29 protein-coding genes, 1 tRNA gene and 1 pseudogene are annotated in these 23088 nt (G+C 56.2%); 12 read left to right on the forward strand and 19 right to left on the reverse strand.

What is annotated here, in order from left to right; genetic code table 11:
• The first annotated feature begins 81 nt into the window (after window positions 1-81).
• Together HK44_RS10885 and queF are read left to right on the forward strand one after the other, a co-directional pair.
• Window positions 82-639, forward strand: a complete 558-nt coding sequence (locus HK44_RS10885; RefSeq protein ID WP_019692720.1) for a cupredoxin domain-containing protein — start codon at window positions 82-84, stop codon at window positions 637-639.
• A 61-nt stretch (window positions 640-700) separates the two neighbouring features.
• Complete coding sequence (gene queF / locus HK44_RS10890) at window positions 701-1531, forward strand: NADPH-dependent 7-cyano-7-deazaguanine reductase QueF (protein ID WP_019692719.1); 831 nt, start codon at window positions 701-703, stop codon at window positions 1529-1531.
• 256 nt (window positions 1532-1787) lie between these two features.
• Here queF and HK44_RS10895 read toward each other — a convergent pair whose 3' ends face one another.
• Together HK44_RS10895 and HK44_RS10900 are read right to left on the reverse strand one after the other, a co-directional pair.
• A complete protein-coding gene (locus HK44_RS10895; protein ID WP_019692718.1) occupies window positions 1788-2051 on the reverse strand; it encodes a DUF4404 family protein in 264 nt (87 codons plus the stop codon).
• Window positions 2052-2174: 123 nt separating this feature from the next.
• The gene (locus HK44_RS10900; protein ID WP_019692717.1) at window positions 2175-2795 is read right to left on the reverse strand and encodes a phosphatase; all 621 of its coding nucleotides are present in this window, start codon (window positions 2793-2795) and stop codon (window positions 2175-2177) included.
• A 203-nt stretch (window positions 2796-2998) separates the two neighbouring features.
• Here HK44_RS10900 and HK44_RS10905 point away from each other — a divergent pair, with 203 nt between their 5' ends.
• Window positions 2999-3688 carry an MlaA family lipoprotein gene (locus HK44_RS10905; RefSeq protein WP_019692716.1) on the forward strand — a complete coding sequence of 230 codons (690 nt, stop codon included), beginning with the start codon at window positions 2999-3001 and terminating at the stop codon, window positions 3686-3688.
• Between the two features lie 63 nt (window positions 3689-3751).
• On the opposite strand, the gene HK44_RS10910 is transcribed toward HK44_RS10905, so the two are convergent.
• On the reverse strand, window positions 3752-4051 hold the full coding sequence (locus tag HK44_RS10910) for a PilZ domain-containing protein (protein ID WP_019692715.1): 300 nt from the start codon (window positions 4049-4051) through the stop codon (window positions 3752-3754).
• 276 nt (window positions 4052-4327) lie between these two features.
• Between HK44_RS10910 and rssB the strand changes: the two genes are divergently transcribed.
• Both rssB and rssC read left to right on the forward strand, forming a co-directional pair.
• The gene (gene rssB / locus HK44_RS10915) at window positions 4328-5509 is read left to right on the forward strand and encodes a two-component system response regulator RssB (RefSeq protein WP_019692714.1); all 1182 of its coding nucleotides are present in this window, start codon (window positions 4328-4330) and stop codon (window positions 5507-5509) included.
• Window positions 5509-5991: an anti-sigma factor antagonist RssC gene (rssC, locus tag HK44_RS10920; protein ID WP_019692713.1), complete on the forward strand. Its 483-nt coding sequence runs from the start codon at window positions 5509-5511 to the stop codon at window positions 5989-5991. The genes rssB and rssC overlap by 1 nt, the downstream gene beginning before the upstream one ends.
• A 123-nt stretch (window positions 5992-6114) precedes the next feature.
• Here rssC and tal read toward each other — a convergent pair whose 3' ends face one another.
• The 4 genes from tal to dusA form a co-directional block, all read right to left on the reverse strand.
• A complete protein-coding gene (gene tal / locus HK44_RS10925; protein ID WP_019692712.1) occupies window positions 6115-7041 on the reverse strand; it encodes a transaldolase in 927 nt (308 codons plus the stop codon).
• A 229-nt stretch (window positions 7042-7270) separates the two neighbouring features.
• The gene (locus HK44_RS10930; protein WP_019692711.1) at window positions 7271-7768 is read right to left on the reverse strand and encodes a type II RES/Xre toxin-antitoxin system toxin; all 498 of its coding nucleotides are present in this window, start codon (window positions 7766-7768) and stop codon (window positions 7271-7273) included.
• Complete coding sequence (gene parS, locus HK44_RS10935; RefSeq protein ID WP_019692710.1) at window positions 7768-8238, reverse strand: type II RES/Xre toxin-antitoxin system antitoxin; 471 nt, start codon at window positions 8236-8238, stop codon at window positions 7768-7770. The genes HK44_RS10930 and parS overlap by 1 nt, the downstream gene beginning before the upstream one ends.
• A 263-nt stretch (window positions 8239-8501) precedes the next feature.
• Window positions 8502-9503 carry a tRNA dihydrouridine(20/20a) synthase DusA gene (dusA, locus tag HK44_RS10940; RefSeq protein WP_019692708.1) on the reverse strand — a complete coding sequence of 334 codons (1002 nt, stop codon included), beginning with the start codon at window positions 9501-9503 and terminating at the stop codon, window positions 8502-8504.
• Between the two features lie 204 nt (window positions 9504-9707).
• Between dusA and HK44_RS10945 the strand changes: the two genes are divergently transcribed.
• Window positions 9708-10175 carry a cupin domain-containing protein gene (locus HK44_RS10945; protein ID WP_019692707.1) on the forward strand — a complete coding sequence of 156 codons (468 nt, stop codon included), beginning with the start codon at window positions 9708-9710 and terminating at the stop codon, window positions 10173-10175.
• 183 nt (window positions 10176-10358) lie between these two features.
• Here HK44_RS10945 and HK44_RS10950 read toward each other — a convergent pair whose 3' ends face one another.
• From HK44_RS10950 to HK44_RS10970, 6 genes and pseudogenes are all read right to left on the reverse strand, one after another.
• Window positions 10359-11336 (reverse strand): RHS repeat-associated core domain-containing protein, encoded by a 978-nt coding sequence (locus tag HK44_RS10950; RefSeq protein WP_080690605.1) that lies wholly within the window; start codon window positions 11334-11336, stop codon window positions 10359-10361.
• Between the two features lie 108 nt (window positions 11337-11444).
• Complete coding sequence (locus HK44_RS10955; protein ID WP_024264857.1) at window positions 11445-11903, reverse strand: phage virion morphogenesis protein; 459 nt, start codon at window positions 11901-11903, stop codon at window positions 11445-11447.
• A gap of 385 nt (window positions 11904-12288) precedes the next feature.
• A complete protein-coding gene (locus tag HK44_RS10960; protein WP_019692704.1) occupies window positions 12289-13209 on the reverse strand; it encodes a hypothetical protein in 921 nt (306 codons plus the stop codon).
• Between the two features lie 121 nt (window positions 13210-13330).
• A pseudogene (locus HK44_RS29690) lies at window positions 13331-13539 on the reverse strand (hypothetical protein).
• Window positions 13540-13547: 8 nt separating this feature from the next.
• A complete protein-coding gene (locus HK44_RS10965) occupies window positions 13548-14549 on the reverse strand; it encodes a hypothetical protein (RefSeq protein WP_019692703.1) in 1002 nt (333 codons plus the stop codon).
• Between the two features lie 128 nt (window positions 14550-14677).
• Window positions 14678-14860 carry a hypothetical protein gene (locus HK44_RS10970; protein ID WP_019692702.1) on the reverse strand — a complete coding sequence of 61 codons (183 nt, stop codon included), beginning with the start codon at window positions 14858-14860 and terminating at the stop codon, window positions 14678-14680.
• Window positions 14861-15671: 811 nt separating this feature from the next.
• On the opposite strand from HK44_RS10970, the gene HK44_RS10975 reads away from it, so the two are divergent.
• Complete coding sequence (locus tag HK44_RS10975; protein ID WP_019692701.1) at window positions 15672-15971, forward strand: DUF6124 family protein; 300 nt, start codon at window positions 15672-15674, stop codon at window positions 15969-15971.
• Between the two features lie 35 nt (window positions 15972-16006).
• Complete coding sequence (locus HK44_RS10980; RefSeq protein ID WP_019692700.1) at window positions 16007-16267, forward strand: hypothetical protein; 261 nt, start codon at window positions 16007-16009, stop codon at window positions 16265-16267.
• A gap of 105 nt (window positions 16268-16372) precedes the next feature.
• On the opposite strand, the gene HK44_RS30145 is transcribed toward HK44_RS10980, so the two are convergent.
• The 4 genes from HK44_RS30145 to HK44_RS10995 all read right to left on the reverse strand — a co-directional run bounded on the left by HK44_RS30145 (window position 16373) and on the right by HK44_RS10995 (window position 18598).
• Window positions 16373-16501: a hypothetical protein gene (locus HK44_RS30145; protein WP_019692699.1), complete on the reverse strand. Its 129-nt coding sequence runs from the start codon at window positions 16499-16501 to the stop codon at window positions 16373-16375.
• Between the two features lie 219 nt (window positions 16502-16720).
• On the reverse strand, window positions 16721-17416 hold the full coding sequence (arsH, locus tag HK44_RS10985) for an arsenical resistance protein ArsH (protein WP_019692698.1): 696 nt from the start codon (window positions 17414-17416) through the stop codon (window positions 16721-16723).
• Between the two features lie 13 nt (window positions 17417-17429).
• Window positions 17430-17900 carry an arsenate reductase ArsC gene (locus HK44_RS10990; protein ID WP_019692697.1) on the reverse strand — a complete coding sequence of 157 codons (471 nt, stop codon included), beginning with the start codon at window positions 17898-17900 and terminating at the stop codon, window positions 17430-17432.
• Window positions 17901-18109: 209 nt separating this feature from the next.
• Complete coding sequence (locus tag HK44_RS10995; RefSeq protein ID WP_019692696.1) at window positions 18110-18598, reverse strand: hypothetical protein; 489 nt, start codon at window positions 18596-18598, stop codon at window positions 18110-18112.
• A 145-nt stretch (window positions 18599-18743) separates the two neighbouring features.
• Between HK44_RS10995 and HK44_RS11000 the strand changes: the two genes are divergently transcribed.
• From HK44_RS11000 to HK44_RS11010, 3 genes are all read left to right on the forward strand, one after another.
• Complete coding sequence (locus tag HK44_RS11000; protein ID WP_019692695.1) at window positions 18744-19406, forward strand: ribonuclease T2; 663 nt, start codon at window positions 18744-18746, stop codon at window positions 19404-19406.
• A 170-nt stretch (window positions 19407-19576) separates the two neighbouring features.
• On the forward strand, window positions 19577-20404 hold the full coding sequence (locus HK44_RS11005; RefSeq protein WP_019692694.1) for an arylamine N-acetyltransferase family protein: 828 nt from the start codon (window positions 19577-19579) through the stop codon (window positions 20402-20404).
• 220 nt (window positions 20405-20624) lie between these two features.
• A complete protein-coding gene (locus tag HK44_RS11010) occupies window positions 20625-22145 on the forward strand; it encodes a nucleobase:cation symporter-2 family protein (RefSeq protein WP_019692693.1) in 1521 nt (506 codons plus the stop codon).
• A gap of 121 nt (window positions 22146-22266) precedes the next feature.
• On the opposite strand, the gene HK44_RS11015 is transcribed toward HK44_RS11010, so the two are convergent.
• A tRNA-Asn gene (locus HK44_RS11015) sits at window positions 22267-22342 on the reverse strand.
• A gap of 253 nt (window positions 22343-22595) precedes the next feature.
• Here HK44_RS11015 and HK44_RS11020 point away from each other — a divergent pair.
• Window positions 22596-22829 carry a hypothetical protein gene (locus HK44_RS11020; RefSeq protein WP_019692692.1) on the forward strand — a complete coding sequence of 78 codons (234 nt, stop codon included), beginning with the start codon at window positions 22596-22598 and terminating at the stop codon, window positions 22827-22829.
• A 6-nt stretch (window positions 22830-22835) separates the two neighbouring features.
• Here HK44_RS11020 and HK44_RS11025 read toward each other — a convergent pair whose 3' ends face one another.
• A complete protein-coding gene (locus tag HK44_RS11025; protein ID WP_019692691.1) occupies window positions 22836-23039 on the reverse strand; it encodes a hypothetical protein in 204 nt (67 codons plus the stop codon).
• Window positions 23040-23088 lie beyond the last annotated feature (49 nt).

Genomic DNA, 23088 nt, shown 5'->3' on the forward strand with positions numbered 1-23088 from the left:
TAATCTGGCCGTCAGCTGGCTGGCAGCGGCGCAGCTGTAGAGTTTCCCACAGGCTGAACCTCATCTTGTTGGAGTGTGATCATGTTTTTGCGTCATCGATTGGTGCTTGCCGGCTGTTTGCTGGTGTTGAGTTTTCCCGTATGGGCATCGCCGGCACAGACCTATGACTTCGGCGCACCGGCCCCGGCGGCAAAGGCTACGCGCAGCGTCGAAATCGTGATGAACGACATGTCGTTCACACCCAAGGCGCTGGACATCAAGGCCGGCGAGACAGTGCGTTTTGTGCTGATCAATAAAGGCCAGTTACTGCACGAGTTCAACCTCGGCGATGCGGCGATGCATGCTGCGCATCAACAGGAAATGCTGAAAATGCAACAGAGCGGCATGCTCTCTCCGACCATGATGAAAAGCGCTCCCATGGACCACGGCTCGATGGCGGGCATGGATCACAACTCGATGCCAGGCATGGATCACGGCGCAAGCATGAAGCACGATGATCCGAACAGCGTGCTGATTGAACCGGGCAAAACCGCCGAATTAACCTGGACCTTCAAAAAGGCCGGCAACCTGGAATTCGCCTGCAACATCCCCGGTCACTATCAGGCGGGCATGGTCGGCAAATTGACTGTCAGTCAGTAAGCACTCAAAGGCGGGAGCAAAGGCTGTTAGAATCCGCTGATTCTTCAGTCAGGTTTCCGCCATGCATCCCGCAGCCGAACATTCGCCGCTGGGCAAATCCAGTGAATACATCGCCACGTACACGCCGTCCTTGCTGTTCCCGATCCCGCGCACCGCGAAATGGGCCGAGCTGGGCCTGACGGCGCAAACCCTGCCGTACAAGGGCGTGGATTTCTGGAACTGCTTCGAATTGTCCTGGCTGTTGCCATCGGGCAAGCCGGTGGTGGCCATCGGCGAATTCAGCATCCCGGCGGACTCGCCGAACATCATCGAGTCGAAGTCGTTCAAGCTGTACCTGAACTCGCTGAACCAGACGCCGTTTGCCGATACCCAAAGCCTTGAAGCCACGCTGGTGAGCGATTTGTCGGCGGCCGCGGGCAAACCGGTAGGCGTGCGCATTCGCAGTTTGAGTGAGGTCGAGGCTGAAGGCGTTGTAGCGCTGCCAGGCGTGTGCATCGATGATCTGGATATCAGCGTCAGCAACTACGAGCATCCGCGCCCGGAACTGCTGCGTTGTGACGATTCGCGCATCATTGAAGAGAGCGTGCACAGCCACCTGCTCAAATCCAATTGCCCGGTCACCAGCCAGCCGGACTGGGGCAGTGTCGCGGTCGAGTACCGAGGCGCAGCGCTGGATCACGCGAGTCTGCTGGCCTATCTGGTGAGCTTCCGCCAGCACTCGGACTTCCACGAGCAGTGCGTAGAGCGGATCTTCCTCGACCTGCAACGCTTGCTGAAACCGGAAAAACTGACCGTGTATGCGCGTTACGTGCGTCGCGGCGGGCTGGACATCAACCCGTATCGCAGCACTGAAGACGTGCAACTGCCGAACCGCCGTTTGGTCCGCCAGTAAAATCAGGCAGGTGTTCCGTGGCGAGGGGGCTTGTCGGAACGCCGCACCGCCCCGTTCGGCTGCGAAGCAGTCGTAAACCATTCGATGCGGTACACCCGAAAAATTTAGGCGGCTGGTTTGGGGGGGGGCGCTTCGCGACCCCGCGGGGGCAAGCCCCCTCGCCACAATGGGTTGGCGGTGGTCGTCAGACTTTGTTTCGGCCGCACAAACTAAAAAGCCCCGCTATCGCTAACGGGGCTTTTTTGCATCTGAAGAGTCAGATCCCGATGTTGCCCAGGGTCTGCACAATGCTGCGCAACACGGTGGCCAGCGCCGGGTGGTCCACTTCGAAACGCTCCACGGCAAGGTTGACGCCGTCCGCCAGGCTGCTGTCAGGCGTCGCGGTTTCCAGTTTGATTTGTGCCTCAATCTTCTGCATCAGTTCTTGCAGGTGCTCACGCTCTTCCAGCGTGAGCGGCGGGTTCTGCTCCAGTTGCTCGCGCAGGGCGTTGAGCTGTTCTTGCAGTTCGCGGGCAGGCATGGCGTTCTTCCTTTTATCGATAGGCACTGGCATAGACCGCAGCGATGGGCCAAAGGTCTGCATCTGACCTTTAGATTAATCCACTGGCGAGCGAAGTGCATGATCTTGATCAAGAACGGCCGATCAGGGCTTTTCACCCTTGTGTCGGCGCAGGCCGATGTCTGACAGGCAGGTGTCGAGTTCACCCAGGTGATCGATCACCGAGTGCACGCCAAGGCCGAACAATTGCACGGTTGCTTTGCCGCGCTTGAGTTCGCGTTCCGGCTGACTCAAGGCTTGCCACTCACTGGGCGTCAGCCCGCAGAGCGAGCCGCAGGACGCCAGGCCGATGGTCCAGAGCCCGGCGTTGAGGCCTGATTGCAGCAAGCGCGGTTCGCCGCTGACCAGCACGCAACCGTCCAGACGATCAATGTTCAGCATCATCAACGCTTGCCAGCACGCATCGGGGGACGGCCATTGCCCCATGTTCAGCGTGTGAGGGCTGGCGGTGATCCAGTCCGGCAGCGAGGTGGCCAGCGCGAGACTTTGCGCGTGCGGCAACTCGTCGAGCCAGGCGCACGGAATGCCTTGAAGTTGCAGGCGGTTCAGCGCCTCCAGGGCGCCCGGTGTCAGGTGCGCTCGTTCAGCGGTGTCGCGGTCGTTCTGACGGCTGCGGGCGCCGAAATCCACCAGGCAGCCGCTGAGACCGAAGAGCACGGCGGTCGGGTTGGGAATGCTCTGGGGGAGGGCTTGGGCGTGGGGCATTTCAACGTCCCTGAAATAATCTTGGAGATTAGGGAGGCCCCATGACAGTTGAGTGACATCGGGATGAATCGGCCGCATCAAGGCCGGTTCGTCGTAGGGCGCTTCCCGGGTGGCTGCCTAAAAATGCTTATCCGTCTTATACTAGCTCGCTTATCGCCCGGGTATTGAGGCCCGCGCCAGTACGGTCCAAGGAGTTTTTTGCTATGCGCTGGAGCAATCGTCTAGCTCGACTATGTATGTGTGCCAGCGTATTGCTGGTTCCGTTCGCCGCCCAGGCGGCATCGGAAGATGACCCTTGGGAAAGCGTGAACCGGCCGATCTACAAGTTCAACGACGTGCTGGATACCTACGCCTTGAAACCGATTGCACAGGGCTATCAATTCATTACGCCGACGTTTCTCTCGGACGGCATTCACAACATGTTCCGCAACATCGGTGACGTCGGCAACCTGGCCAACGACATCCTGCAGGCCAAGCCTCACGCCGCTGGCGTCGATACGGCTCGTCTGCTGATGAACACCACCTTCGGCGTGGCCGGGTTCTTCGATGTGGGTACCAAAATGGGCCTGCACCGCAACGACGAAGACTTCGGTCAGACCCTTGGCTACTGGGGCATGCCTAGCGGCCCTTACGTGATGCTGCCATTCTTCGGCCCAAGCACATTGCGTGATGCACCGTCCAAATACATCGACACCTACACCGAACCCTACCGCTACATGAACGACATTCCGGCGCGCAACATGGCGTACGGCATGAGCGTGATCGACACCCGCGCCAGCCTGTTGTCGAGCGAGAAGCTGATCACCGGCGACAAATACATCTTCATTCGCAACGCTTACCTGCAGAACCGCGAATTCAAGGTCAAAGATGGCAAGGTGGAAGACGATTTTTAAATCGTCACCCGCGCAACAACAAGAAGGCGGCCATTTGGCCGCCTTCTTTGTTTGTGTTCGTGCTCAATTCATTTTCAGGATTGTAAGCCCAAGTTTCTGACCGCCAGCGTCCTGTTGAGTCACCCAGACCACTTCAGTCTCGGCTTCCAGGCCCTTGAGCGCGGCATGCTCGGAGTCGATGCGTACGTTCAGCGTGTCGCCCACCTGAAACGATCGGGTCGCCCGAACCTGCATACCGCTGCTGGAAAGGTCGATACAGACAGCTGGAATCAAATCACCGGCGTGAATCAATGTGATATCCGCATCGACCCGCATGCGGATGTAATCGCGCTTTTCACTGTAGTCACGATCGGTTTGGCTCATGGGCTCGATCCTTCCATTGTGTTGCGGTTTTGGCTGTTCTTATAACTCCCGGTGATTTGCGATGTAAAGACGCCTGATGAGCATCGGCGTGAGCTTGAAACGCCTCGCGGATGGGAGTACCGTCTGCGCCTTAGAAGGGCACCTCTGATGAACACGCTTGTAGGGCAAATGCTCGAAAGCGGTGCGACAGAGAGGCTAGAAAGCGAATCCAGTAGTGTGTGCCGGGGCGAATGCCCTGCCAGCTACGCCAACCTAATTCTGGCGCCGTTTGCCCACATGCAAAAAACCAGTGCCACGCTGCTGATAATCGATGACGACGAAGTAGTACGCGCGAGTCTCGCGGCCTATTTGGAAGACAGTGGGTTCAGCGTCCTTCAGGCCAGCAATGGCCAGCAGGGGCTTCAGGTATTCAAGAAAAACCAACCCGACCTGGTGATCTGCGATCTGCGCATGCCGCAGATGGGCGGGCTCGAACTCATTCGTCAGGTCACCGACCTTTCGCCGCAAACGCCGGTGATCGTGGTGTCGGGTGCCGGCGTGATGAACGACGCCGTCGAGGCCTTGCGCCTGGGCGCGGCGGACTACCTGATCAAACCGCTGGAAGATCTGGCCGTGCTCGAGCACTCCGTGCGCCGGGCCCTGGATCGTGCGCGCCTGCTGCTGGAAAACCAGCGTTATCGGGTAAAACTCGAAAACGCCAACCGCGAGCTCGAAGCCAGCCTGAACCTGTTGCAGGAAGACCAGAACGCCGGGCGCCAGGTGCAGATGAACATGCTGCCGGTCAGTCCCTGGACGATCGACGAGTTCAAGTTCGCGCACCAGATCATCCCGTCGCTGTACCTGTCGGGCGACTTCGTTGACTACTTTCGGGTCGACGAGCGTCGGGTCGCCTTCTACCTGGCGGACGTTTCAGGGCATGGCGCTTCATCGGCATTCGTGACCGTACTGCTGAAATTCATGACCACGCGCTTGCTGTTTGAATCCAAGCGTAATGGCACCTTGCCAGAATTCACCCCTTCAGAGGTCCTTGGTCATATCAACCGAGGCCTGATCAGCTGTAAGCTGGGCAAACATGTCACGATGGTCGGTGGAGTCATCGACGAGGAGACGGGTTTGTTGACCTATAGCATCGGCGGACACCTGCCGTTGCCAGTGTTGTACACGCCAGACAGTGTGGGTTATCTCGAAGGGCGCGGCCTGCCGGTGGGCTTGTTCAATGAAGCCACCTACGAAGACCACGTTATCGAGCTGCCGCCGGTGTTCAGCCTGACGCTGATGTCCGATGGCATTCTGGACCTTTTGCCAGAACCTACACTCAAAGAGAAAGAGGCTGCCTTACCTGAACGGGTAAGAACGGCGGGCGGCAGCCTGGATGGCTTGCGGCAGGTTTTTGGATTGGCCACGCTAGGGGAGATGCCGGATGATATCGCCCTGTTGGTGTTGAGCAGGAATCTTTAATGAGTACCGGTAGAATCCAGTTCGCCGAGCAGGACGGCACCTTCGTCCTGAAGTTCGTCGGTGAAGTTCGCCTGACCTTGTGTTCGGCGTTGGATGCGACTATTGAGCGGATCTTCAACGCGGTGAATTTCAACGCGATCGTGATCGATCTGACCGAAACCCGCAGCATCGACAGCACCACCCTGGGCCTGCTGGCCAAGCTGTCGATCATGTCGCGGCAAAAGGTCGGCCTGCTGCCGACCGTCGTCACCACCCACGAAGACATCACGCGGCTGTTGGAGTCCATGGGCTTCGAACAGGTGTTCAACATCGTTGACCGCCCGATTCCGTGCCCGGAATGCCTGACCGACCTGCCAGACCAGGATCAGTCCGAAGAAGTGGTGCGGATCAAGGTGCTGGAAGCGCACAAGATCCTCATGGGCCTGAACGACTCCAACCGCGAAGCATTCCATGACTTGGTGAACGCCCTGGAGCGTCACTGAGGCAAGGCTGGACCTGTGGCGAGGGAGCTTGCTCCCGTTGGGTTGCGAAGCAGCCCTAAAATCAGCGCACAAAAAAGGGCGAACCTGTGAGGGTTCGCCCTTTTTGCGCTTGCCTGGATCAGATCACAGCTTGGCTTGCAGCAGCGCCTCAAGCTTTTCCTGGTCGCGAGCGAACTGACGAATACCCTCAGCCAGTTTCTCGGTCGCCATGGCGTCCTCGTTCGACGCCCAGCGGAACTGCGCTTCCGTCAGTCTCTGACGCGCTTCGCCAGCGTGGCCTGGCGCCAGTTTGCGTTCCAGCTTGCCGGTGTCGGCCGCCAGTTTCTCGATCAGGTCCGGGCTGATGGTCAGGCGATCACAGCCGGCCAGTTGCTCGATCTGATTGAGGTTACGGAAGCTCGCCCCCATGACCACAGTCTTGTAGTCATTGGCCTTGTAGTAGTTGTAGATGCGCGTCACCGACTGCACGCCCGGATCATCGGCACCGGTGTAGTCGTTGCCGTTGGCCTTCTTGTACCAGTCGTAGATGCGGCCCACGAACGGCGAAATCAGGAACACCCCGGCCTCGGCACAGGCAACCGCCTGGGCGAAGGAGAACAGCAGCGTCAGGTTGGTCTGAATACCTTCGCGTTCCAGCTTCTCGGCGGCGCGGATGCCTTCCCAGGTGGAAGCAATCTTGATCAGCACACGGTTGCGGCCAATGCCGGCCTTTTCGTACAGCTCGATCAGACGGTGCGCGCGCTTCAATACGGCGTCAGTGTCGAACGACAGGCGCGCATCCACTTCAGTGGAAATACGCCCCGGAATCACTTTCAGAATCTCTTGGCCGACCGCGACCCCAAAACGGTCGCTGGCCAGACCTACGTCGCCTTTGCAGTCGCTGACACAGGCGTTCAGCAAATCGGCGTAAGCAGGAATGGCCGCCGCTTTAAGCAGTAGGGAAGGGTTGGTGGTGGCATCCACCGGTTTAACGCGAGCGATTGCCTCGAAGTCGCCGGTATCGGCCACTACGGTGGTGAATTGTTTGAGTTGTTCCAGCTTGGATGTCATGAGCGTGCTCTATCCTGTGGGTCTGTTGACATTACCCGAGCGCTGACAGCCACTCAAGGGTGTAAATGCGTAACAACGGCCAGGGCGGCAACAACCTGAGAACAGGCGTTTGAAAGGCCTGGCGGTATCCGCTAATTACGATGTCAAAACAGACCACAGGTTCAACCGGAGTGACGGGTAGCTGTAAGAGAGAAGCTGCCGATCCGAGTTGTCCCTAATGGGAGGCTAGTCAGCGAACTGGCGGGTTCAAGCGCGTATCGAGGGCAAACCTTTCTTGCCGGACAACCTCAAACAACCCTTCAGCCAAATCTGGATTCATTATGATGTTCCAGCTATGTCGAGAGACTGCCGATGGAATCAGGATGAACGGGTGTAGCGCCAGTAGATCATCTCCGAATTTCTGTTGGTCAAGGCTAGGTGTGCCCGGTACCAGCCAGTTCGGGTTTGGGACATCGTCAGGAGTCACGCGATGCACATGGGATAGATCGATGACGCGTGCGCCAGTCAGTACATGGGGGACCGCATCGAGCGCGCGAAAGCCTTTATGGACGGCGACTTCAAGGATGGCCGTAGAAGGATCGGCAGAGCTATATACCGCTTTTACTCCCTTCGAATTCCATCGACCACCACCCAATTCTGCGCCGATCCCACTGAACCATGTCGCAGAGTGCTCCTTGCGGTCCAGTCTCCAGAGGTAGACCTCCTTACTACCAAGCGGTAAGTCCATCAAGAATAGACTCCATATTCCATACGGGTCAGGAAGTCATCGACCAACTCAAAGCCCACCTGAGTGGTCAGTAAATCCATTGGTGCGCGCCCCTCAAGCCCAAGCGCGGGCGTTACCATCCAGTTCGCCGATTCCTGCCGGTCACCAAAAACCTCCTCTGCTTTACTGAATATCTTGGCTAACCGCCAGGCACTGCTGCTTTGCTCGGACGTCAGAGGCTCCGGGTTCTTGATACGGCGTTGAAGGGTGCGATCAGAAATTCCAATGATTTTGACGAAGACCTGCTTGTCTTTGAATCGATTGATGGACTGAACGAAGCTGATCACCACATCTGAAGGAAACCCTTTTTCGATGAGCTCATGAACCTCGAATGCAGTTCGCGCGTGGGGTGGCCGGCTACCAAATAATAGCTGCAGCGGCTTGGTTGGATCCTGAGATTGGTAATGATGTGTTTCGACTTGAGCTGTCATGGGAGGCTACCTCGCGCGTGCCATTTGGCGAAAGTATAGGGCCATATGGCGAGAGTGGCGAATTTTTGGATTGAGGGAACCAAGAGCGCCGAGATAGGGCCGCAAGCTGCCAGCGGCTGGCGGCTGACTACGGCCCAATTTTCGATAATGTTGGAGGAAGCTGCCTGGCGAAGGCTGATTCCTACCGCGGCTGTCCGCGTGATCTGACTTACGTGGCAGTAAACGTGACTACCATCGTGTAATGATCAGCTTGCCGTCGCGGGCTAGCGCCCCTCTAGCAACTCCGCCGCCTGATCCAGCAACACCAAAGGCTCTTTAGCCTTGTGAATATCCACCGACAGCAACTGCCGAAATTTGCGCGCCCCCGGAAAACCGGTGCCCAAGCCCAGCACATGCCGAGTGATATGGTGCATCGCACCACCCGCATCCAGGTGCGCGGCGATATAAGGCCGCAACTGTGCCAGCGCCTCGGCCCGTGAAATCACCGGCGCCGTGCTGCCAAACAATTGCTGATCCACCTCAGCCATCACATAAGGGTTGTGATACGCCTCGCGGCCCAGCATCACGCCGTCAAAGGTCTGCAAATGCTCGTGACAGGCTTCCAGCGTCTTGATCCCGCCGTTGAGAATAATCTCCAGCTCCGGAAAATCAGTCTTCAACTGCGCCGCCACGTCATAGCGCAACGGCGGAATGTCCCGATTCTCCTTCGGCGACAACCCCTCCAGAATCGCAATCCGCGCATGCACGGTAAAACTGGTGCAGCCGGCATCCCGAACCGTCCCGACGAAATCACACAACTGCGTGTAACTGTCCCGCCCATTGATCCCGATCCGATGCTTCACCGTCACCGGAATCGACACCGCATCGCGCATCGCCTTCACACACTCCGCCACCAACACCGGATGCGCCATCAGGCACGCACCAATCATATTGTTCTGCACCCGATCACTCGGACAGCCGACGTTGAGGTTCACCTCGTCGTAACCGTGCTCCTGCGCCATACGCGCGCAGGCGGCCAGATCGGCTGGAACGCTACCGCCCAACTGCAACGCGAGTGGATGCTCGGCTTCGTTGTGACGGAGGAAACGCTCGTGATCGCCGTTGAGCAGCGCGCCGGTGGTGACCATTTCTGTGTAGAGCAGAGCGTGCTTGGAGAGCAGGCGCAGGAAGAAACGGCAGTGGCGGTCAGTCCAGTCCATCATGGGGGCGACGGAGAAGCGGCGGGAGAGGGATTGGGGCGTGGCTGGCGTGGTAAGTAAGGGCATGGGTATCTGGATCGGTGGGGCGAGGCGGCAGTTTATCAGGAATGGGGTGGGATGGCTGAAAAGGGGGGGGGGCGCTGTGTCGAGTGTCTCGGTGTGCCTTCAACCCTGGACTATGATGATCAGTTAGGCAGGCAGTCTTGGTAGGCCAATGCCTGCGTGCTCAATATCCCCCCACCTCGTTCAAACCGCTCTGAGGAGAACACGATGAACAGCAATCTCGCGGCGTTATCCGTTGTCTTTGCGATTGGATGCCTTGGGTCATCAACGGGGTGGGCTGAGCCTGGCGCTTACATCATGGTTACCCCAAAAGACATCAAATGGGCCGATAACCCTGCTTTACCAAAGGGGGCAAAAACCGCCGTCATCCAGGGCGACCCCAACGCTGGCCCGTATATCGTGCGAGTAAAACTCCCGCCGAACTATATTCTTCCCGCCCACACTCATCCCGACGAGCGCACAGTCACTGTGATCTCGGGTACGTGGTATCACGGCGATGGGGATAAATACGATGCGACAAAACTGCATGAGTTTCCGGCCGGAAGCATTTATGGAGAGGGGCACGTGAGGCACTTTGGGGCAAGCAAAGGCACAGAGGTCATCCTTCAGGTGGATGGCCCAGGCCCAACCGGGATTGACTACGTCAACCCGGCAGACGATCCAAGAAAGAAATAGTGTGTCACGCTGACAATAATCAATGGGTGTCCCCTTTGTTTTAATGGTGCCGAAGCGGATGAGGTTTTCAATCAGGCGGGCGAGGAGGCTAAGTCGTTCATGGCGCCTGCAGTGGCGCACTCACGCGTAGCCTGCTCACGGTTGAGGTTGTAACTGCAAGGTTTACAAAACAGTGGCTGGTACTTAGGAAACCGATGATCTGATTTTTGTCGATACAGATCTGGTTTCGTCTATGTAATGCAGTTTAGGTAGTTCACTCATCCTGGCCTTCAATAGCACCGGGGGATTCAAGAGTGCCTCATGATCTCTCACAGAGTGTAGATTCCGCGGCCGGCGTTCAGTTGCAGCCGGTATCGCACGAGCAGTGGTGTGAGTGAGCGCAATCGGGCTTCGGGTCCTTGGTGGCGAGTATGGTGGGGGCAGACTCAGGCTGGAGAATGAAGGGGGTAGTGCCTCCGGCGCGGCTAATGACAGAGTTGAATATCGAGGAGGTCTATCGAAAACTCGTGCCATATCCTGAAACCATTGAGTGCTCCTTGTCGTGGCAGCTCTCGCAGCCCTATATGCCAACGTCAGACTCGCTGCTCCTGAGGCGATACTTGAGCTGGCCAGAATGGGCGCAATTACGGATGCCGGGTTTACAGCAGCTGCCGCACCAAGTAATACCCCAGTTGCCCCTGTACCCAGAGCCAAAATTCCTTGTCTGCTGAAGCGTCCACTACTGGTTAACGAAAGCCCCATACCCCCGACTGATGAGGTCCCGCCTGCAAAACTTAGAAGTTGACTCAGGATAATCGGTATGCCGAAGCGTCCTGTGGGATCACGATGATTTATGGGATCTCCGACGCAGTACATGTATGAGTTCAACCCGCCTGTCCCGAACGGGCTTAATTTGTCGGGACTATGGAAACGCATCAGTACCGGGTTGTAAGCACGATAGCCATTGCCGAGCATGTGCCAGTGGGTGCGTTGCTCCCGAAGCTCACCATTAAATCCTAAGCGGGTTGATATTTGACGATCTGTGCTGAGGTGCCCGTACGCGGTGTACTTCAGTCTGTTGACTTCACCCAGAGTCACTTCTAGCAGCACGGATTGGCTTTGGACTGTGGCCAGTAGAATCGTTTGCTGGCCGTTCTCGTTGGTTTGAGTAAGAGTGACCATAGCTGTCTGCCGTCCTGGACGTTGATAGAGATGGTTTCAGTTTTACAGTAATGGATTCGTCCTCTGTACTAGCAGAACTGCTAGTACTCGCGAGCCTGACTCAAACCTTCAGTTCGCGAGGTGCACTAGTAGACCGTCATGAATCAAATCGAGGTCAGCCTCCATGAAACCGAGCACTTCCCGGTGTTCGTACATTACATCCGGTGCACTTCGTTCAGTGCGGTCTTTCAGTCCGTACTGGTGCACCCAGGCAATGCGGGCAATACGCCCTTTAAACCCAACGCTGATAGAGTTGCCATCAGCCTTGACCTTCATGAAGCGTGTGGTGCGCATTTTCTGGAACATCTGCACCTTGGGTTTCACTCGACCCTGTTTACCCCGTAGGTTGCGCTGTTTACGAGGAGCGTACTTGCTGCTGTCCGGGATACGTTGGGCGATAACCCGCTGCTGCTGACTGCGGCGCAATGCCTGACCGAGACTACGAGCGAGCTGATTTCGCGCTGCGGGTTCAAGTTGCCGGAGCAAGCCGGCGACCCAGTCTTCCAGTGCTTCCAGTCGATTGGTCATCGAGGCGACGGCGAGCAAACAGAGCAAATTTTTACAATTGAATCCAGCTACCAACACACCACACCAGCATCGGACATTTCCTGCAACCCGAATCAAAGGGGACGGATTTATTTTATACAGATTTATTTTTTACCATCATCAGTGGTGGGCAGTGGGCAAAAAATAAATCTGTCCCCTTTTTGCGGTCCATTTTTTCTTGTTCCCATTTTTTCTGAAGTGCCCAGTTTAATTGGGCTAAGACTTTCAAAATTTGAGTTTTGGAGTGTTTTTGGGATTTGAGCGGATCCCACTTGTATTGTTTTATGGGCCGGGTGTTGGGATGGTTAAAAACGCCTGCAGCCCTTAGCGAGCAGGCGTTTTCGAGACACTGGTGTTTTTCAATAGCTCACCAACGACTGGATTTACGAGACGAGGAAAATTCGACCAATACCAGAAAGTCGTCGAACAGCGTCGACGCTTTATTGAGCTGGCCAACTAAAAGCTCGGCTTCAGCTGCTGGCTCTCGTGGTTGCAGTTTTTTGCGATGGGCTTCATCCAGGTGATTGAACTGAGACTTGAACATTTCATCGTCGTCGGTCCTGTGCGGATGTAGGTGGAGGCTATGCACAAGAAGGTTACGTCGCTGGAGAAGAAACTGTAGGCCGTCGTCTTTGTTTGACGTCTGGAACGCGCGGAGGCGCTTCCAGCTGCCGCTATTGCAAAGGTGATCGTTCATCGGCCTCACGTTCGCATGGATGCGATCCATTACAGCATGAAAGCCGTTATGGTCGAATTTCCGTATGTTGAAGAATGTGAAATCGAGGGCTTGTCCTATTCGATCCCAAAACGAAAAGAGGCGAATGTACGCGGCCTCTGCGTGCTCCCAGAAAGCTGACTGCGCATGCTTTTTAAACAATTCTTCGGTGCCCGGATTCTCAGGCTTTTGCAGTAAATCCGGTTGCTCGACCAGCATCGTTGAACCGGTCATGAATAAATGAGCGCGTATTACTGATTTGCGTGCGCGCCGGAACACGTCGAACACTTCACGCATCGAGCTCGCCGGGTAGTCATCAGCAGGGGGAGGACTTTCGCCTGTTCGTAATAAATACAGCTCAGGCGGGCCGCCCAAATGCTCTACGACGCGATTAATACGTTTTTCAAAGTCTTCACTGTCACCACCCGCAGGCCATAGCTGCGTGAATCGCCCTTGCTGGATTCGTTCATATTGGCCTAGAACAACCGCCTCATTTGCAACGTAAGCCACAGCATTGCTGAGAACAGCGACCAGCTTTTCGTTCGTGATGGAATGTTCGTCTTCGGTACTCATCTCGTCGCCCTGAAAATGAATGCAGCATAGCTCGACGGATGACATTTTCGGGGAGGGCGCGGCGAATAGGTAATTTTGGTAAGCGATGGCTGCTTTCAGCCAATAGCGTAGCTGTCGCCGGTCACAGCTCCACACTGAATCCGCGAAGGCCCACGTTGTCGGCGAAGCGTCCGACCGCCGTCAGGCTGGCCCAGGTGCGCAACGTCCACGTCGCGAGCGCACCGGCACCCAGCGGGCGCTGCTGCTACCCAGGCGAATCGACAAGCCCCAGGCGAGGCCTCCGTCGATTTTGGCCACTAGACATTCACGCACCGCATGCTGTTCGACCAGGTGTCTTGTTAAATTTTTCTTTCACTAACGCTTCTTTTATATTTTTGGAGAAGATGCTTGTCATTTGCACTCGCATATAACCGTCTTATAGCGTCGTCCGTAATAGGGGTTTTCCCAAGTTTCGTTCCGTACAACCCATAAGGCACGACCGCTTGTTTCTGCTCGAAGTCGCGAAGGATTAAACGTGTTTTTTCCAAAGCATTCAAATATTTTTCAGCGATCTCTACGAGATCGCACGATCTAATGTCTGAGATGATGTATCGGTGGATAACGCGGTTTCTCAGATTGTAGAGGTCATTTAAATTATCGAAAGTCTCCAGATCGATTACTTGAAATTTTAAAGCATCTTCGAAGACCTTTCTCTCCATTATTCCCTTTTCACCATCTGCCTGGAAAAGATATCTAATTTCGATATCGTCCGTCTTGTTCTCCAACTGCTTTGCAATTACCAGGCTCAACCTTAAATGTGCGTCTATTTGATTTGCTGTAATCGCAATGATCTCAATGCATGCCCCTGCGTCAATTGCTGTGTATAGAAGATCATATGACGCCGCAAGAGAGCCTGTGAATCGATCAAACTTGTCGAGATCAGCAGCCAGTTTACGATCGCTCTCTGGGACTATCACAACCGAGTTTAGGATTTGATTCACGATAGCAAGCTGTTCGGCAATCCTCTTATCGCCTTCAAGGCCCGCATCGTAGATATATTTACCAATTAATGCTTGATCATAATAAGCGCCGAAGAAAAGGTGAGTGCAAAAATTGGAATCATCTTTCCTAGACTCCTTCCAGCTTAATTTTCTGACTCCGTTTGGATTGGCTTTGGCAATGTTAGGAGCTAGCTCGCTCAGCGGATAGCAACTTAGCTGAAAGCAGCCTATGGAGTCTTCATAAGGTTGAAAACCGTAAGGCGACTTCTCTTCATAGTCGCTAAGGCCCGAGTTAAGGTACTGCCAATCAATTGGAACTTGAATTAAAAGTATCCCGTTTGGCTCAGTCCAGTGTTTCATACGTGCCTGCCATATCGCATTTTAGTCGTTCGAGAATCGAAACTAACGGTTGGGGGACAGCAATGGCCAGATTCTTTCGGGCACTTGTGTCGTATGACGCTATTTGCCATTAAAAGGCGGGTCACAAGCTAGTCTTTTTCCAGATTTCTTAATCGTGCTAAGCCCTGATGGTTAAACCCCGCATTCTCCCCAACGGGCTCGTAGCCCTGCTGCTCGACTAACAACACCAATTCCATCAACGCAGCTTCGAGGCCGAGCTGATTTTCGTACATTTTTTCGAGTACGACGGTAAGGGAATATTCGCTGGCCATCTATTCGACTCCGTTCGGAAAGCCGGAAGCATAGCAGGGCATCTGGGTTACTGATTTCAGTTCGAGGCTGGGGAAAAGGTAATTTTGGTAAGGAGATGCGAAAAATGGGCTACAGCCCATATAGAACGTGGCTTTGACGTATTACCTTCGAAGGTAATACTTGGTAATGCTGGAGGTAATATTGTCCTAAGTGGCTGATTTTTAAGGGTTTCATGGGTGAAGGAAATTACTACGGCTAAAGGTAATTTTCTAACCTTTTTCTTACCCTATTATTACCTTTACGGAATTTCGCTAAGTGACTGAAAACATTGCGTTTAGTTGTGTGATGGAAAGAAAATTACCAAAATTACCTTTTTCCCAGGGGGCAACCTGAAAACGGAGCGACTGGCATATAGGGAGTTTGGCCGGTGCTCTCTCGCAAGTGGTGTAGCTGTCACAAATCTCGCCTGAGCCAGCGATAGACAGTGCCGGGATTGGGGCCGGAAACCGATGCTTAAAATTTGCTAAAGCTGTCGGCAGAAGGGAAGGGAGGGAGAGGGGCGAGGACAGAGCTGGTACGGAACTGGTACGCGGATTAGCAGCGAGGCGATGGCAAAGCAACAGAGCAAATTTTTACGATTGAATCCAGCTTCCAACACACCACACCAACATCGGACATTTCCCGCAACCCGCATCGGTTTCAGCTGCTTTACCCCCAGTCACCTCACCCAATAACCTCCCCACGTCGCTGCAAAATCAGCGTCCGGATGTGGAAGTCCGTTCTATCGCTAAAGGAGCCCAAGCACCCATAAATGCTAAAGGAGCTTCACTCATGAAAAAGATCACCCCCAATCCCCCCGAAACCGCAGCGGTTTCCGACCCCACCACCCACGTCTTCACCATCGCCCCAAACATCGACACCGAAACCCTGCTAATCCACGCCTCCGAAACCCTCGCATCCCTAAACGCCATGACCACTGACCTGGCCTTCGAACTCGAAGGTTCGCGCCGCCATGTGGCGTTGGCGGTGCAGCAGTTAGTGGTGCTCAGCGAGTTGTTGGTGAACCGGGCCCTGGAGCACTTCGATACGCCGGATGCGGCGTCCGGGGTTTCGTCTGCAGTTCGTCACTGAGTGCTCACGCTGGTTCATTCACTGGAGGTTCTGCCATGGCTCGATATATGCCGATCACCGGCATTGACTGCACAATCCCATCCTTGCTGATCGATACCGAAGCGCCGGTCGATGTGCTGCACGACACGGCGGCGTACCGCATTCGCAGCGTGACGCAATTGCTGGAAACGCTTTCCCTGGGCGAGGGGCTTGGTCGTGATGCGTTGCTGTTACGGGACTTTGCGCGGGTGTTGGCGATTCCGCTGCGCGATGGGTGTGATTTGATGGATGTGGTCGGGCGGCGGTTGCAGCGGTAAACGAAAAGGGGCGACCGTAACGGTCGCCCCTTGTCAATTGTCGACCTGTTTATAAGGGGTTAGCGTATTGGCGGGGCAGATTATTATTTTTGAAGTGCCCGACAGTCAATCTACGCTCTCATTAGCCTCTTTCGTGGCCTGTTCTTTCTTCCGGTTTTTTAAATCTCTTCTGGCAGCCCATACAAGGCCAATGACTGTAACGGCAACAAGGATGATGATTTGTTCAGTAGGCATTTGCTTTCCTTCATAAGGCATCCGTTGGAATAGCGACGTCCCTGAAGTCGCATAAGGATTGTCCATGCTAATCAACGAAAGGAATGCATTTGTTAAGAATATGTACCTCAAATGTAAAAGAATGTGATCGGCGGGGGCACGAATAATTAAAGTGTTACAGAAGTTGTAGAAAGAATGCAGGGGCGGCCATTGCAGCCGCTCCTTGTTTATTTCGAGTCTTTATATCGAACGCTGATTAACCCGCTTGCTCAGTTCCTCCGCGCTTTCCTTGCGCTCCGAGTAGCGGTCGACCAGGTCGGGGCGGTCGCGTAGCAGGACGGTGAATTTCACCAGTTCTTCCATCACGTCGACCACGCGGTCGTAGAGCGCGGAGGGTTTCATGCGGTTCTGATCGTCGAACTCCAAGAAGGCCTTCGGCACGGAGGACTGGTTGGGGATGGTGAACATGCGCATCCAGCGCCCCAGCACGCGCAGTTGGTTGACGGTGTTGAACGACTGCGAGCCGCCCGAGACCTGCATCACGGCCAGGGTTTTGCCCTGGGTCGGGCGTACGGCGCCCATCGCCAGCGGCACCCAGTCTATTTGCGCCTTGAACACGGCGGACATCGAGCCGTGGCGTTCCGGCGAGCACCACACCTGGCCTTCGGACCACTGCATCAAGGTCAGCAGTTCCTGGACTTTCGGATGGTCGCTGGGCGCATCGTCCGGCAGCGGCAGGCCGGACGGATTGAAGATCCGCGTTTCGGCGCCGAAGTGCTCCAGCAGTCGGGCCGCTTCTTCCACCAGCAGGCGGCTGAACGAGCGCGGGCGGGTCGAGCCATAGAGCAGCAAAATGCGTGGTTTGGGGTTGTCGACTGCGGCGTGGTGCAAGGTGTCGGACAGCAGCGTGTCGAGGTTTGGCAGTTGATCGCTCATGCGGCGCTCCAGGCTAAAGGGTGGCGATGTGCTCGAGTTCGCGCTGGAGTGCAGCGGCGTCGAGGCGTTCGAAGGGCAACTGGAGGAAGGCGCGGCAACGGGTTTCGATGGTGGCCAGTGTGGCGTTGAAGGCGGCGTTGATTTGCGCTTCGCTGCCTTTGACGTCGGACGGGTCTTCAAGCCCCCAATGCGCTTTGAGCGCGGGGCCGAAATACACCGGGCAGGTTTCACCGGCGGCCTTGTCGCACACGGTGATGACGATGTCTGGCGGGCTGTCTGCAAAGGCGTCGTTGCCCTTGCTGCTCAGCCCGGCAGTGGCAATGCCGGCGGCCTGCAAGGTGGTCAGGCTGCGCGGCAGGACCTGGCCTTTGGGAAAGCTGCCAGCGCTCACGGCTTCGAAACCTGCCGGGGCGAGGTGGTTGAACATGGCTTCGGACAGAATGCTGCGGCAGCTGTTGGCCGTGCACATGAACAGGACTTTCATCGGTTACTCCGTAGGGCGCCGGGCGGGGGGTATAGATATATGGTTTGGCGAATATACGGATTGTCGGATATCAGGTAAAGCGCGGTGAGTGGCGTGGGGGCGGATTTCTGGCCGAAACGAAAATGGGCGACCGCAACAGGTCGCCCATTTTTTCGGGACCGGCAGGGAAGGGTGACACACCGCGATGCTTCCCCGCGTGGCGCTCAGCTTTAGAGTTCCAGGCCTTCCTGTATCACCGAGAGAAAGTTGTCCTCATCGAGCTCAACCGGATCCGGCTGCGGTTGTCCGCTGCGCGGGAGGGGTTGGATTTGCCAGTGCGTTTCACCGTGTTCGGTCTCGGTCCGGCACAAATACCGCTCTTGGCCTTTGGTGAGGATATCGACACGGCCCATGCCGCCAATGACGAAGCGCGCGATGGGGTCGAGGGTGATGCTGTGGTGGTTGCCCTCGATCAGCAGTTTGTCGATGGCGTAGTTGAAGGTCTCGCCGGAGGGGAGGTTTTCGATAACGTGTGTGGGGATGCGGCGAATGTTCAAGCCGGCTTCGGTCAGTGGTTCCAGCCATGCTTCAAGCTGGTGGTACATCTCATAGACCTGTATCGGCCAATGCTCAATCACCGTGTCTGCGCAAGCTTGCGCGTCCGCACGGGTTTGTTGTTTCTGTTTCAGTTTTGCAGCGAGCTCATCTGCCTTACTCATTTCGATGTCCTATCGTGACGTAAGTGTAAGCGTAGCAATTGCAAGGTACTTCACCTTGGCGGGTGTTGGCCAGTTAGAATCCGCTGCTATGACAGGTTCACCACGCCGAGAAAGATCATCCGATCTGTCCCAGGGGAGAGGGTTTATGAGAAAACTGTATGTACTGGTCGCGCTCTTTGCGCTGACGATCGGCAGCGTCGGCATGAGCGACGCTCGGTCCCATCGCGATAAGCAGCAGACCGAGTCGGTGGCGGGGGTGTTTGATTACTACCTGCTGACGCTGTCCTGGTCACCGACCTTTTGCCTGACTCATCAGAACAACCTGCAATGCTCGGGCAAAGGCTACGGCTTTGTCCTTCACGGTCTCTGGCCGCAGTATGCCAAGGGCGGTTGGCCGGAGTCGTGTCCGCCGATGGTGCCGTTGTCGCCCGCGGAGCAGAAGCAAGGGCTGACGCTGTTTGTGACGCCAAAGTTGCTTCAGCATGAATGGTCCAAGCACGGCACGTGCAGCGGTCTTGGCGCCTCGGGTTATCTGGATTTGGCGGACAAGGCGGTTGGTACGGTGAAAATCCCGGACAAGCTGAAACCCTTGAGCACCGAGATCTACTTCCCGGCGCAGGAAATTGCGCAGATGTTCCGTCAGAGCAATCCCGGGATTCCCGAGAATGGCATTGCGATTGTCTGCAATGGACCCGAGTTGTCGGAAGTGCGCGTGTGCCTGGGCAAGGACTTGTCGTTCGGGGCTTGCGGCAAGGGCGTGAAGAGTCAGTGTCGGGCGGGCGATATTCGGGTTCCGCCAATGCGTTGATGGCGCACGTGTCCTGATTGACGCTATCAACGACGGTAAAAAAGGCAATGAAGGCGATTGGCTAAATCAATTGTCGGGCCCCGCGGGGTTGAAGTATACCTTGCGCCCATCGGCCGGACGCTGTGCATTGCAAAGCGTCCGGTGCGCTTTGCCTGCACAAGGAGTCAGTCATGAACCAACCCGTTCTTAACGAAGTCGACCTCTACTTGCAACGCCTGGGTTACGACACGCCGCCGCCTCCCACCCTCGATACCCTGCGCCACCTGCAACTGCGCCACACCAGCACCTTCGCCTTCGAAAATCTCTCACCGCTGTCCGGTGTTCCGGTGTCCATCGACCTTGAATCGGTTCAGCGCAAGCTGCTGCATGATGGCCGGGGCGGGTACTGTTACGAACTCAACAACCTGTACATGGCGTTGCTGCAACACTTGGGCTATGAGGTACGAGGCATTACCGGTCGCGTGGTGATGAACGCTCCGCAAGGCACTTGGGCGGCACGTACCCATCGCTTGACCCTGCTGATCCTGAACGGTGTCCGCTATATCACCGACGTGGGCTTCGGCGGCATGGTGCCGACCGCGCCGCTCAGGCTCGACACTGAAGACGAACAGGTTACGCCCCACGAACGCTTTCGCATCACCCTTGGTGACGGCAGCTACACCCTGAGCGCCCAGGTCGCCGGTGAATGGCGGGCGATGTATGTGTTCGACTTGCAGCGCCAGGAAGACGTCGATTACAAGATCGGCAACTGGTACGTCTCGACTCATCCCGAGTCGCCGTTTCTCCAGCGGCTGATGGTGGCACGTACCGGGCCAGAGACACGCTACACGCTCAACAATGGCAGCTATGCCATTCACCGGATGGGCGGAGCCAGTGAGCGACGGGAGATTACCGATCCTGAGGCATTGATCGAACTGCTCCGGGAGACGTTCGGGATTCAAGTGCCTGAGCATCCGACGCTGAGAGCGGCCATCGCGCGATTGATCGAGCCAAAGTAGGGAGCGGCTGGAGTCAAGCAAGAAGAGCAGATCAATCGATCTGCTCTTTTTTTTTTGGATGGGCTGTAGAGGCATCAGGGTGCGTAATAGCTGGCTTCAAAGGGGGTGAGGTGGATGCTTGTCCATTATGTGACCGATAAGTTGTATACAACTCTATAGACATTTGTCCTGACTGTTGAATACAGTGTGCGCATAACAAAAACCAGGGAACCCCCTCACGATGAAAACGCCCTCTGTTTCACACCAGCGGCCTGAGGATGAAAACCTCGGGGTCGGCGCGAATATGGCTTACGGCCTGCAACACGTTCTGACCATGTATGGCGGTATCGTTGCGGTACCGCTGATCATCGGCCAGGCGGCCGGGCTTTCTCCGGCTGATATCGGTCTGTTGATTGCGGCGTCACTGTTTGCGGGGGGTATGGCGACATTACTGCAAACCCTCGGATTACCGTTTTTCGGCTGTCAGTTGCCGCTGGTACAGGGCGTTTCGTTCTCGGGCGTCGCAACCATGGTGGCGATTGTCAGCAGCGGTGGTGAGGGCGGTTTTCAGTCGATTCTGGGGGCGGTGGTCGCTGCCTCGTTGATCGGGCTGCTGATCACGCCGGTGTTTTCCCGAATTACCAGGTTCTTCCCGCCATTGGTCACCGGCATCGTGATCACCACCATCGGCCTGACGCTGATGCCGGTAGCAGCGCGCTGGGCCATGGGCGGTAACAGCCACGCCGAAAGCTTCGGCAGCATGGCGAACATTGGGCTGGCGGCATTGACGCTGGCACTGGTGCTGATGTTGAGCAAGATCGGCAGCGCCACGATCTCCCGCCTGTCGATCCTGTTGGCCATGGTGATCGGCACCGTGATTGCGGTGTTCCTTGGCATGGCCGACTTTTCGACGGTGACTCAAGGGCCGATGTTCGGCTTCCCGACACCGTTCCACTTCGGCATGCCGACCTTCCACTTCGCTGCGATCCTGTCGATGTGCATTGTGATCATGGTGACGCTGGTGGAAACCTCCGCGGACATTCTGGCGGTCGGTGAAATCATCGGCACCAAGGTTGATTCCAGGCGTCTGGGCAACGGTCTGCGGGCCGACATGCTGTCGAGCATGATCGCGCCGATCTTTGGCTCCTTCACCCAAAGTGCCTTCGCCCAGAACGTCGGGCTGGTGGCGGTGACCGGGATCAAAAGCCGCTATGTGGTGGCCACGGGCGGGGTGTTCCTGGTGGTGCTCGGCCTGTTGCCGGTGATGGGGCGAGTGATCGCCGCTGTACCGACATCCGTCCTCGGCGGTGCCGGTATCGTGCTGTTTGGCACCGTGGCGGCGAGTGGTATTCGTACGCTGTCCAAGGTCGATTACCGCAACAACGTGAACCTGATCATCGTCGCCACTTCCATCGGGTTTGGCATGATCCCCATCGCCGCCCCCAACTTCTATGACCACTTCCCGAGCTGGTTTGCGACCATCTTCCATTCCGGCATCAGCTCCTCGGCGATCATGGCGATCGCGCTCAACCTGACTTTCAACCACTTCACCACCGGCAACTCGGACCAGCAGTCGGTCTTTGCTGCCGGCACCGAACGGACCTTGCGTTTCCAGGATCTGGCGGCGTTGCGTGAAGGGGATTACTTCAGTCGCGGCAAGCTGCATGACTGCGATGGTAACGAAGTCCCGGTGGTAGTGGATTCGTCCCACGGCCCGACGGAGCATCGTGCGGAGCAGGCCAAAAGCAGTGAGCATGTCTGACGGCTGCGCTCACTGATAAAGCTTGAAGATCAAAAGATCGCAGCCTGCGATCTTTTGACTTTTGACCGCCCACAAAAAGCCCCTGAATCTTTCGATTCAGGGGCTTTTCGATATTGCTGTCTGGCTCCACGACCTGGACTCGAACCAGGGACCCAGTGATTAACAGTCACTTGCTCTACCAACTGAGCTATCGCGGAATTCGCCGTATGTTACTGATTAAAAAGGACAAGTCAAGCGTGAATTGCTCGAATGGCAGATATTCAGGTAGGCGGTGATGATTCAGGGGCGAGGAGGGCGTTGTCAGCCATTGGCGGTTACCAGAATCGTGGCAGAGGTCTACCATGGCCCCCCCGGAAGTGGTTTCACGCGCTACCGGCCCTCAGCCGAAAAGGTACGCGTCATGACTCACCCACCATTGCTCACGTCATCAATGCTGCGCGAGGTGTTCGTATGAGCATTGCTCAGATCAGCCTGCCCAAAGGCGTCGGGCCGCATGCCGAGAAACTCTTCGATGCGATCACTCAGGCGAGCACCGCTGATGAGCTGAATCGCGCTGGCGGCAAGGCTGAAGGATTTGTGCTGGGGCTGGAAAGCACCAAAGCGATCAAAAGTCAGGTTGCCGAATCGCTGTATGTGGCTTATGACGACGCCGCCAGTCAGCGTTCGACCGAACTGGCGGGCTGATCGACCTTAACCGCCGAAGGTGAAGGTACCGAGCAGGAGCTTGGCATACAGCGACGTGGCGGCCAGCTGCACCAGCCACAGGGCCAGTCCGCCAAGAAATACGCCCAGGGCAACCTGCCACACCAGCCCGCTGCTGCGTTTGGTCTGGGGGCGCGGCACGAAGTGATCCAGGTCGTCATCGCGGTCAGCGCGTAAATCATCGTTTTTCATGTCGGTTCTCTGAAGTATCGGAAATACGCAGTACGTGTGTGAGCGAGCT

Source organism: Pseudomonas fluorescens HK44 (genome assembly GCF_000217955.3).
GTDB lineage: Bacteria > Pseudomonadota > Gammaproteobacteria > Pseudomonadales > Pseudomonadaceae > Aquipseudomonas > Aquipseudomonas fluorescens_AQ.